Raw genomic sequence first — 11333 nt, forward strand, 5'->3', positions numbered from 1 at the left:
AGCATGTCCTTTCTTACACAACCGCTTGCAAGAAAAGAGCGCACAGTGTATAATATTTATGCGCTCCGCCCTCTGGGCGGTTGTGTGTTTGTGTGGGAAGCGGCGTTGCCTGTCGTGGGAGGGCGCCGCTTCCTTACTTTTTCTGGAGCAAATCATACAGAGTGTTGACGCCTTTTCGCAGGACCTGTGAGCGGGTCAGGCCAAGTTCTTTCATGCAAAACTCTACTTTTGCCAAAGTTTCGTTGTCCACCCTGACCTTGAGATCGTGCTCCAAGGGCTTCTCCGGATGAGGCCCAGGCTTACGACGTTCCTTCAAGTAACCACCTCCTGTCTTGGAACGCAAGTTAACTATATATCTTGAGTTCCAAATGGTCAATAGTTTTGAAGGAAAAATTTCTTTTCGACCATCCTTTCCCACACAACCGCTTGAAAGGAAGGGGCGCACAGTGTATAATATTTATGCGCTCCGCCTTTGGGCGGTTGTGTGTTTGTGTGGGAAGCGGCGTTGCCTTTCGGGGGTGGGCGCCGCTTCCTTATTTTTCGTCCTTCAGACGGTCGATCGCCTGACGAACCCCTTCCGGATGATTGATCTTCCTTTTGCGGCAGTAATCGTCCAGAATTTTCATCGTCCTGTCCGAAACGCGGGTAGACAGGCGGTGCGGTTTTTGTTCGTCAGTCGGTCGCCCCATCTTCTTTTTTTCGACCAAGTGGTTCACCTCCTGACATTTGGCCGCAAATATATGATAAAATATATGCAGCCAAAAGTCAAGACAAAAAGTAAAAATATGTCGAAATATTTAGAAAAAAGTGGCGCGGGCGTTTATAGCCTGCGCTTTCTGCTTTGTGCAGGGAACCCCCTCTTGGGGGTTCCCCGCTGTCCCAAGCTCCGCTTGGGACATGGCCACTGGAAGCTCGGCCTTCCCTCCCCGCGCTTAGAAGTCTTGCAGGACGCGGGCTGAGCGCTTCTGGCCTCATATGTGCTTCCTTTCGTGAATCGGGGGTGGCGGCTCGCCACCCCAGCAGGCTCCGCCCGCTGGACACCCGCCAAAGGGACTTGGTCCCTTTGGAAACCCTCCCGTTCAGAACGCGGGCTGAGCATGACCGCCTTGTAAACGAGCTCTTTCGCGAATCGGCCGCAGCGCCCCGCTGCCGCCGCGAACCGGATTGCGCTCGCCGTCATAAAATACAAGGGAGAGAAAGCACAAATATGACAGAGAAGGTGAGCCTATTGAATACAACCAGCGTATCGGTCTCCTCCATTACCTATGCCATCAAGGCGCAGAACGCTCTGCGCGCAATGGGGATCCGCTGCGAGATCGGGCGCGATGAGCGGTATTATACCGGGCAGGGCTGCGGCTACACCCTGACCTTCCGGCCGGGCACCAACATGGCTGCGGTCATGGAGGTGCTCAGACGCGAAAATATCAAGCTCGCACCCCCGGCCGTGGGCTAGCTCCCGCTTATGCCGGCACCGGACAGCGGGGCATGCCCCCGTCCGCGCGCCGCGCAATATATGGAAAATGTTAAACACATAAGGAGAAGGAATATGATTTATTTCGACAACGCCGCCACCTCCTACCCCAAGCCCCGCTTCACCCTCGATGCGGTCGGCGAGGCCTTCCGGCGTTACGGCGCCAATCCCGGGCGGGGCGGCCATAAGATGGCGATCGAGACCTCGGAAATGGTTTTTAAGGCCCGTCAGGAGCTCATTACCCTGCTCGGCGGGGAGGACCCCGAGCGGGTGGTTTTCACCCAGAACTGTACCGGGGCGACCAACCTGGCCATCAAGGGGATATTGCGCGCGGGGGACCATGTGATCATCTCCAGCATGGAACATAACGCCGTCTGGCGGCCGGTGGACGCCCTTGCGCGCGCGGGGGTGATCCGCTACGACATCGCAACGGTGGTGCCGGACGACCCGGCGGCCACGGTGGAAAATTTCAGGCGCCTGCTGCGCAGCAATACCCGGCTGATCTGCTGCGTGCACGGCTCGAACGTCTTCGGCACCCTGCAGCCGGTTGAGGAGATTTGTGCCATGGCGCACGGGGAAGGAATCCTATTCCTGCTCGACGCGGCCCAAACGGCCGGGGTCCTGCCGATCGACCTTCGGGAGCTGCCGGCGGACTTCATCTGTATCGCGGCGCACAAGGGGCTTTATGCCCCCACCGCGCTGGGCGCGCTGATCGTAAACTGTGACGAGCCGCTTGGCACCCTGCTTGAGGGCGGCAGCGGCAGCCTTTCCAAGGAGCCGGCCATGCCCCCCTTCCTGCCGGATAGGCTGGAGGCGGGGACGGTGAACACCATGGGGATCGCCGGGCTGCGCGGCGGGCTGCGCTTTCTGCGCCGGCGCACCGTTGCGGGGATCCACCGCAGCGAGATGGCGCTGACGGACTACCTTTACGAGGGGCTTGAAAAGATCGACGGGGTGATCCTCTACAACCGTCCGCAGCTGCCTGTGCTCTCCTTCGGGATCGAGGGGATGAGCGGCGAGGCGGTCACCGAGGCGTTGGCCCAAAAGGGGTTCGCGTTGCGCGGGGGCTTCCATTGCAGCCCGCTGGCGCACCAGACGATGGGCACCTATGAGAGCGGGACCGCCCGCATTGGGATCGGCGCGTTCAACACCAGGGAGCAGGCCGCCGCGCTGCTGCGCGCCGTGGCAGCGGCAAGCTGCCGACAGCGGGGCGCTGTAGCCGATCCGTGAAAGGACTCGCGTGCAAAGCGGTTATGCTCAGCCCGCGTTCTGAATTAAGAGGGTTCCAAGGGGGCGACGCCTCCTTGGCGGGGAGATTGAGGGCGAGGAGCCCTCAAGGTCTTTTGATAACAAGGCGCGGGGAGGGGAGGAAAACCTTCCAGTGGAAGGTTTGACGGGGAACCCCCAAGAGGGGGTTCCCCTGTTCTTCTCGCAAAGAATCAGCCGCCCGATCTCTTATTGACTGTCAAACGGCGGGGAAGGAAACCTTCCCCGCCGTTTGACATGCCGGAAAATGGGAGCGCCGCAGCGGCAAAAAAACATTGCAAACGGGGGTGCGGTTTGGTAGAATAAAGAATAGAAGTCTGTATTGTCAAATTCACCGCCCGAGGGGCGCGGTGAAAGGAAGTGTGCGCGAATGGATCAGGTCTGGATCTCCTTGAAGAATACCCTGGGCGACCTTATCACCACCGTCGAGTCGGTGAATGTCTGGGACATCCTGGATATTTTGATGGTCGCCTTTCTGCTTTATTATATCATCAAGCTCGTGCGGGACACCCGGGCCAATCAGCTGGTCAAAGGGATCCTGCTGCTGCTCGTGCTCTACGCGGTGGTCACCACTATGCCCTTCAAGGCGATGGGCTTCATCATGAAGGCGCTGCTGCAGGTGGGGGCCTTCGCGCTGGTGGTGGTCTTCCAGCCCGAGCTGCGGCGCATGCTCGAAAAGGTGGGGCGCACCAAGCTCCCCTTCGGGCTCTTTTCCGCGGGCGGGCAGGACGAACGCCAGCAGCTTGAGGTGCGCCGGATGATCGACGAGGTGGCCCAGGCCTGCGAGTCGCTCTCCCGCCACCGCACCGGCGCGCTGATGGTCTTCGAGATGCAGACCAAGCTCGGCGAGATCATCCGCACCGGCACCGTGATTGACGCCTATCCCAGCGCCGAGATGATCGGCAACATCTTCTATGTCGGCTCGCCGCTCCACGACGGGGCGATGGTCATCCGCGGCGCGCGGCTCTATGCGGCCGGCTGCTTCCTGCCGCTGACCGAGAACAACGACCTGTCCAAGGAGCTGGGCACCCGGCACCGCGCCTCGATCGGGATGAGCGAGAATTCGGACGCCATCGTGCTGGTGGTCTCGGAGGAGACCGGCGTCATCTCGGTGGCGCGCAACGGCGTGCTCACCCGCAACTACACCCCCGAAACCCTGGGAGACTACCTGCGCGCCAACCTCCTGCCGCAGGAGAATGCTCAAAGCGAGCACAGGCTCCCCTTCAGGAGGGCGAAGAAATGAAAAAAATAGGCGCGTTTTTCAAACGCTGTTTTGATTCCAACCGCTTTTTAAAGGTCTTTTCCCTGGTGGTGGCCTTCATCATCTGGCTGATCGTGGCCACCACCGTCGACCCGTATATCCGCCATGAGATCGTGGACATCCCGGTCAACGTCGACGCGCAGAGCGCCGCGCTGCAGCGGCAGGGACTGAGCGTCATCACCATCGACCCGGACACCGTGCGGGTGACGGTGCACGGCAAGCGCTATGTGGTCGGCAGGCTGACGGCGGATGATATCAAGATCGTGCCGAAGCTCACCTCGGCCACCTCGGCGGGCACCCAGACCCTGCGCCTGGAGTGGAGCCCGGACGGCAGCGAGGAGTACACCGTCGAGTCGATCACCCCCGCGGCGATCGTGGCGCGGTTCGACCGGATCGACTCGAAGACCCTGGACATCCAGGCGGACGTGACCGGCGTCTCGGTGCCCGACGGGTACATCAAGGAGAGCGAGATCATCACCCCGGACAAGATCACCATCCGCGGGCCGACCAACGATCTGCAAAAGGTCGCCCACGCCATCGTGAGCGTGGACCTCGACCAGTCGCTGACCTCGACGGCCAACGCCGCGGGTGAGATCGTGCTCAAGGATTCGGACGGCAACGTGATCGAAAACGAGCACATCACCATGGACTACGAGACCGCCGAGGTGACCATCCCGGTGCTCAAAAAGAAAGAGGTTCCGCTGAGGATCGACTTCCTCAACGTCCCGCAGGGCTTCCCGATCGAGGAGCTGCACTATACCCTCTCGAACGACTCGATCACCATCGCCGGGCCGCAGACCCTGGTGGACAGCTACCAGGAGATCCTGCTCGGGCGGGTGGACCTCAAAACCCTGGATCTGGGCAGCAAGGAGCAGTTCGACGTCACCCTGCCCAGCGGGTTTGAAAATGTGGACAACATCCTCTCGGTCGAGGTCACCTTCGACACTGACGACTACGTCGCGCAGAACTTCAACCTCTCCGAGATCACCCTGGTCAACGAGCCGCAGAACTACGACGTGACCATCAACAACCCCTATCTCAACAACGTCAAGATCGTCGGCCCAAGCGAGGTGGTCTCCGAGCTGACCGCCGGGGACATCGTGGCCGAGGTGGACGTTTCCGACCGCGAGGTGGTCACCGGCCAGATCAAGGTGCCGGTGCAGGTCTATGTGCCCAACAAGGGCACGGTCTGGGCGGTGGGCAACTACAGCACGCTGGTCACCATCTCCGAGAAGCAATAAACAGAGCGGTAGCCAAAAATCGTATGGGCGCTTTGCGTCCATACGATTTTGCGGTTATCCGAAAATCCTGGCGGCAGGATGAAAGGAGCCCGGCTTTATGATTTGTATCAGCGGGATCAGCCTCCCCTTTGACGAGGACGAGAGCGCGGCGATCGAGCAGGCGCGCAAAAAAGCGCGGCTCTCCCCGGCCCTGCTGCGGGACGGCTTCGTCGTCAAGCGCTCGCTCGACGCGCGCAAGCGGGAGGACATCCGCTATGTCTATACGGTGGGGTTGTGCACCTCGCTGCGCAATGAGGCGCATTACCTCGAGCGGCTGCATCTCGGCGGCGCCGCGGTGCGCGAGGAAACCCCCTCCCTCACGCTCGCGGTGGGGGACAGACCGCTCTCCCACCGGCCCTTGATCGCGGGCTTCGGCCCGGCGGGGATGTTTTGCGCGCTGTTGCTGGCGCAGCACGGCTTTCGCCCGATCGTGCTCGAGCGGGGCGCCGCGCTCGACGAGCGGGTGGCGGCCCTCGAGCGCTTCTGGTCCGGCGGGGCGCTGGACCCCTCGGCCAACGTGCAGTTTGGCGAGGGGGGAGCCGGTACCTTTTCGGACGGGAAGCTCACCACCCGGATCGGGGACATGCGCTGCGAGTGGGTGCTGCACGAGCTCCGGCGCCTGGGCGCCCCGGGGATCATCACGCGGCAGGCGAAGCCCCACATTGGGACCGACCGGCTGCGGCAGGTGGTCAAAAACCTGCGCCGGGAGATCATCAGCCTTGGGGGCGAGGTGCATTTTTGCACCGCGCTCGAGGGGCTCTGTATCCAGAGCGGGCGGCTGCACGCGGTGCGCACCAGCGGCGGGGAGCTGCCCGCCGAGGTGCTGGTCACGGCGCTGGGCCACAGCGCCCGGGACAGCTTTCAAATGCTTCTGGACAGCGGCCTTACCCTGCAACCCAAGGCCTTTTCGGTCGGGGTGCGGATCGAGCACCGGCGGGAGGACGTCAACCGCGCCCTCTACGGCGGCTTTGCCGGGCACCCGAAGCTCCCCGAGGGGGAATACCAGCTCTCGCAGCGGGTCGACGGCCGCGGGGTCTACACCTTTTGCATGTGTCCGGGGGGCCTGGTGGTCCCCGCCAGCAGCGAGGCGGGAGGCGTGGTGGTCAACGGGATGAGCGAGTTTGCGCGGGACGCCGAAAACTCGAACAGCGCCCTGGTTGTCGGGGTGGAGCCCGCCGACTTCGGCGGCGGGCCGCTTGGCGGCGTGGCCTTCCAGCAGCGGCTGGAGCAGGCGGCCTTCCGCTTGGGAGAGGGAGGCTACAAGGCTCCGGTGCAGACGGTGGGCCGCTTTCTCGAAGAGAGGCCGGGGGCGGATTTCGGGCGGGTGGCGCCCTCCTATGCCATCGGGGTGGAACCCGCCGATTTCCGGGAGCTCTTTGATCCCGGCATCTTAAAGATGCTGCGCCTTGGGCTGCGCGCCTTCGACGGGCGGCTGCGCGGCTTCGCCTGCCCGGACGCGGTGCTCACCGGGGTGGAGAGCCGCACCTCCTCGCCGGTGCGGGTGCTGCGGGACGAGTCCCTGCAGTCCCAGGTGGCAGGGGTCTACCCCTGCGGCGAGGGGGCGGGCTATGCCGGCGGGATCATGAGCGCGGCGGTGGACGGGCTGCGGGTTGCCGGTGAGATCATCGGGACCTACCGCCCGTGTTGATTTGCAACCCGGGGCGCAACGTGATAAAATACCAACTGTGAATCTTTCACCGGGACGGTCCTGGGGCGGCGCCCCACGGCCCTGCCGGTATATGAGCAGAGAGGAGGTGGCGCCATGCCGCTCAAGCGCTGGATATGGCCCGGGGAGACGAAGCAGGCGGACGAGCTGGCCGCGGCGGGGATACAGCCCCTGACCGCGCGGGTGCTCGCCTCCCGCGGGATCGGCTCCCCAAACGAGGCGCGCCGCTTCCTCTCGACCGAGGGGGAGCTCCACGACCCATTTTTGATGAAGGGGATGGAGCAGGCGGTCGCCCTCATCGAGGGGGCGCTGCAGGAGGGGAAGCTGATCGTCATCTACGGCGACTACGACTGCGACGGGATCACCTCCACCGTGCTGCTCTACCGCTACCTCGAGGAGCAGGGGGCCAATGTCGGATACTATATCCCCGACCGGGAGGACGAGGGATACGGGCTCAACATGGAGGCCTGCGAGACGCTCCACCAAAACGGGGCCGAGCTGGTGATCACGGTGGACAACGGGATCAGCGCCGCCGCCGAGATCGACCGTCTGCATGAGCTCGGGATCAAGGTGGTCGTGACCGACCACCACCAGCCGCCCGAAATCCTTCCGGCGGCCGACGCGCTGATCGACCCGCACTGTGAGGACAGCGGCTATCCCTTCCGGGAGCTTTGCGGGGTGGGGGTCGCCTTCAAGCTGGTCTGCGCGCTGGAGGGGGACATCGAGGGGGTGGACACCCTCGCGCGGTACGCCGACCTGGCGGCCATTGGGACCATCGCGGACGTGGTGCCGCTGTGCGGGGAAAACCGCATCATCGCGCGCGCGGGATTGCAAAAGATGGAGGAGAGCGAGAATCCGGGGATCTGCGCGCTGCTGGCGGCGGCCGGGCTCGCCGAGAAAGCGCTCGGGGCCGAGAGCGTCTCCTTCGGGCTGGCCCCCCGCCTCAACGCCGCCTCCCGCATGGGCAACTGCGACGATTCGGTGGCCCTCATGCTCTGCGACGACCCGCAGCAGGCGGCCGTCCTCGCCGAGCGGGTGGACGCGGCCAACCGGGAGCGCAAGCAGCTCGAGGGGGCGATCATGGCGGATATCGCCCGCCAGGTCGAAGAGGACCCTTCGCTGCTGCGCTATCGGGTGCTGGTCCTCGCGGGCGAAGGGTGGCACCACGGGATCGTGGGGATCGCCGCCTCGCGCATGGTCGAGCGCTACGGGAAGCCCTGCCTGCTGATCGGCACGCAGGGGGAGGAGGCGCGCGGGAGCGCGCGCAGCGTCCCCGGCTTTTCGGTGATCGACGCGATCACCCGCTGCAAGGACTGCCTGATCAAATTCGGCGGGCATCCCCTGGCCGCCGGTTTTTCCCTGAAGACCTCCGACGTCGGCAGGCTGCGCGCGGCGCTCGAGCGCGCGGCGGCCGGGATGGCCCCCGATATGCCGATCCCGCAGCTGCCGCTCGATGCGGCGCTGCATCCGCGGGAGCTGGACATTGCGACCATCGAGCAGCTGAGCGCGCTCGAGCCCTTCGGCGCGGGCAACGAGCTGCCGCTCTTCCTGCTGCCGGGGGCGAGAATCGAGGAAATCAACGCCATCGGGGAGGGCAAGCACTTGAAGCTGCGCCTGCGCTTCGGCGAGCGCAGCCACTACGCCGTCTATTTCGGGATGACCGTGGGCCGCTTCCCTTACCGGGTGGGGGAGGCGGTGGACGTGGCCGCCAACCTGTCGGTATCGGAGTATCTCGGGCAAAAGCGGCTGTCGATCAAGATCCGGGACCTACGGCCCCAGGGGTTCGACCAGGAGGAATATTTTGCGGATTACTGCTGTTGCGAGCGCCTTTCGCGCGGCGAGGCGCTCACGCCCGAGCAGGCGCGCCGGATCACCCCCGTCAGAGAGGAGCTGGCGCTCGTCTACCGCGCGGTGCAAAAGCGCAGCGGCCTGCCCGCCGACGGGGACCAGTTCTATCTTTCGTGCTGCCGGGGGCGTCTCGGCTGCGGAAAGACGAGGGTGGCGCTGGACGTGCTGCTCGAGGCGGGGCTGATCGCAAGCAGGGACGGGCAGCTGCAAATCCTGCCCGCCGAGGGGAAGAAGGATCTGATGAGCACGAAAATCCTGTCCCGCTTACATAGCGTCCTTTCGGGGAATGCTGTTGGTATCCAGTAGCCTGGCCCGGTTTTCATGCGGCAGAAAGAGGGCCAAGGGGGAATAGATATGATTCAATCGTTTGAGGAGCTTAAAAATATTATCGGCGGGCAGAGTATCGCCTACGACATGGAGCGGATCGGCGCGGCCTACGAGCTGGCGCAGCGCGCCCATGAGGGCCAGAAGAGAATGTCCGGCGAGCCGTACATCAGCCACCCGCTCAATGTGGCTGAGATTTTGGTGCAGCTCGGGATGGACACCGACAGCATCTGCGCGGCGCTGCTGCACGACGTGGTGGAGGACACAGACTATACCCTCGGCGACATCCGCAAGCGCTTCGGCGCCGAGGTGGCCGGGCTGGTGGACGGGGTGACCAAGCTCGGGAAAATCCCCTTTTCCTCCCGCGAGGAGCAGCAGGCCGAGAACGTGCGCAAGATGCTGCTGGCCATGGCCAAGGACGTGCGGGTGATCATCGTAAAATTGGCCGACCGGCTGCACAACATGCGCACCCTCGGCGTCAAGCCCGAGCAGAAGCGCCGGGACACCTCACTCGAGACGATGGAGGTCTACGCCCCCATCGCCCACCGGCTGGGGATCACCGCCATCAAGGAGGAGCTCGAGGACCTCTCGCTGCGCTTTCTGGACCCGATCGGCTACAGCGAGATCGAGCATATGCTCGACCTAAAGCGGGATGAGCGGCTGGCCTTCCTCAAAAAGATCGAGGACAAGATCCGCCTGCGGCTGCAGGAGGAGCACCAGAGCATCCAGATTTACGGCCGGGTCAAGAGCATCTACGGGATCTACCGCAAGGTCTATATGCAGGGGCGCTCCTTCGAGGAGATTTACGACATCTACGCCGTGCGGGTCATCGTGGAGACGGTCAACGAGTGCTACAACATCCTGGGGATCATCCACGACATGTTCAGGCCCCTCCCCAACCGCTTCAAGGACTATATCTCCACCCCGAAGCAGAACCTTTACCAGTCGCTGCACACCACCGTGCTGGACAAGGAGGGGATCCCCTTCGAGGTGCAGATCCGCACCTTCGACATGCACTACACCGCCGAATACGGGATCGCGGCGCACTGGAAATACAAAGAGGGGATCCAGGGTCACGACAAGCTCGAGGAGCGCCTTTCCTGGATCCGGCAGCTGCTGGAAAACCAGAAGGAGTCGGAGGACGCCAGGGAGATCATCTCCACCATCAAGACCGACCTGGCCCCCGAGGAGGTCTTCGTCTTCACCCCGAAGGGGGACGTCATCAGCCTGCCCTCGGGCGCGACGGTGATCGACTTTGCCTACGCCATCCACAGCGCGGTGGGCAACCGGATGGTGGGCGCCAAGGTGGACGGGCGGATCGTCAGCCTGGACACGGTGGTGCACACCGGGAACATCGTGGAGATTCTGACCACCAACGTGCCGGGCCACGGCCCGAGCCGGGACTGGCTTTCGATCGTGCGCACCGCCGAGGCGCGCAACAAGATACGCACCTGGTTCAAAAAGGAGCGCAAGGAGGAGAATACCCAGGAGGGGCGCGCCGAGCTCGAGCGGGAATTCCGCCGCAATGGGATCAACCTTCCGGACGAGCAGATGAAGGAGTTCCTGCTCGCGATCGCCCAGCGGCAGCACTTCCACTCGATCGAGGAGTTCTGCGCCGCCATCGGCTACGGGGGCATTTCCCTCTCGCGGATCATGCCGCGGGTCAAGGAGGACTACACCAAAAACTACCGCCAGAGCGATGACCAGAAGCTCGAAAGCCTGATGGCGATGAAGCCCAAAAAGGAGCGCAAGGCGACCAGCGGGGTCATCGTCGAGGAGCTCGAGGGGTGCCTGGTCAAATACGCGCGCTGCTGCAACCCCCTGCCCGGGGACGACATCGTCGGCTTCATCACCAGAGGCTACGGGGTGTCCATCCACAAGGCGGACTGCCAGAACGTCATAAACGCCATGGCCGACCAGTCCCAGTCCGAGCGCTGGGTGCGCGCGCGCTGGGCCAACACGGTGCGGGAGAAGTTCAAGACCACCATCGACATCTATGCCAACGACCGGGAGAGCCTGCTGGCGGACATCAGTATCGCCATCGCCAACATGCACCTGCAGGTGCACTCCCTCAACGCCAAGGAATTAAAGGACCGGCATTCGAGTATCCAGATCACCTTCGAGACCACCGACATCGCGCAGCTCAACCTGGTCCTGTCCAGCCTGCGCCAGATCGAGGGGGTCGTCTCGGTGACCCGCTCGGTGCAGTGACCCATA

9 protein-coding genes are annotated in these 11333 nt (G+C 63.4%); 7 read left to right on the top strand and 2 right to left on the bottom strand.

From position 1 onward, the window contains the following. Window positions 1–133: 133 nt before the first annotated feature. Window positions 134–316 carry a hypothetical protein gene (locus EDD78_RS08540; RefSeq protein ID WP_132084678.1) on the bottom strand — a complete coding sequence of 61 codons (183 nt, stop codon included), beginning with the start codon at window positions 314–316 and terminating at the stop codon, window positions 134–136. Window positions 317–533: 217 nt separating this feature from the next. Then, window positions 534–707, bottom strand: coding sequence for a hypothetical protein (locus tag EDD78_RS13985; RefSeq protein ID WP_159449053.1), 174 nt, complete (start codon window positions 705–707; stop codon window positions 534–536). A gap of 521 nt (window positions 708–1228) precedes the next feature. Here EDD78_RS13985 and EDD78_RS08545 point away from each other — a divergent pair. From EDD78_RS08545 to EDD78_RS08575, 7 genes are all read left to right on the top strand, one after another. Beyond that, window positions 1229–1453, top strand: coding sequence for a putative Se/S carrier-like protein (locus EDD78_RS08545; RefSeq protein ID WP_079700088.1), 225 nt, complete (start codon window positions 1229–1231; stop codon window positions 1451–1453). 93 nt (window positions 1454–1546) lie between these two features. Next, on the top strand, window positions 1547–2701 hold the full coding sequence (locus EDD78_RS08550; RefSeq protein ID WP_132084679.1) for an aminotransferase class V-fold PLP-dependent enzyme: 1155 nt from the start codon (window positions 1547–1549) through the stop codon (window positions 2699–2701). A 406-nt stretch (window positions 2702–3107) separates the two neighbouring features. Next, window positions 3108–3980 carry a diadenylate cyclase CdaA gene (cdaA, locus tag EDD78_RS08555; protein ID WP_079700086.1) on the top strand — a complete coding sequence of 291 codons (873 nt, stop codon included), beginning with the start codon at window positions 3108–3110 and terminating at the stop codon, window positions 3978–3980. Then, window positions 3977–5239 (top strand): CdaR family protein, encoded by a 1263-nt coding sequence (locus EDD78_RS08560; protein ID WP_079700085.1) that lies wholly within the window; start codon window positions 3977–3979, stop codon window positions 5237–5239. Before cdaA ends, EDD78_RS08560 begins: the two co-directional genes overlap by 4 nt. 97 nt (window positions 5240–5336) lie before the next feature. Continuing rightward, the gene (locus EDD78_RS08565; protein ID WP_132084680.1) at window positions 5337–6926 is read left to right on the top strand and encodes an NAD(P)/FAD-dependent oxidoreductase; all 1590 of its coding nucleotides are present in this window, start codon (window positions 5337–5339) and stop codon (window positions 6924–6926) included. A 114-nt stretch (window positions 6927–7040) separates the two neighbouring features. Beyond that, on the top strand, window positions 7041–9098 hold the full coding sequence (gene recJ / locus EDD78_RS08570) for a single-stranded-DNA-specific exonuclease RecJ (protein ID WP_132084681.1): 2058 nt from the start codon (window positions 7041–7043) through the stop codon (window positions 9096–9098). A gap of 48 nt (window positions 9099–9146) precedes the next feature. Continuing rightward, the gene (locus tag EDD78_RS08575) at window positions 9147–11327 is read left to right on the top strand and encodes a RelA/SpoT family protein (RefSeq protein WP_079700082.1); all 2181 of its coding nucleotides are present in this window, start codon (window positions 9147–9149) and stop codon (window positions 11325–11327) included. Window positions 11328–11333 lie beyond the last annotated feature (6 nt).

The sequence above is a fragment of the Harryflintia acetispora genome, from assembly GCA_004340125.1.
GTDB lineage: Bacteria > Bacillota > Clostridia > Oscillospirales > Ruminococcaceae > Harryflintia > Harryflintia acetispora.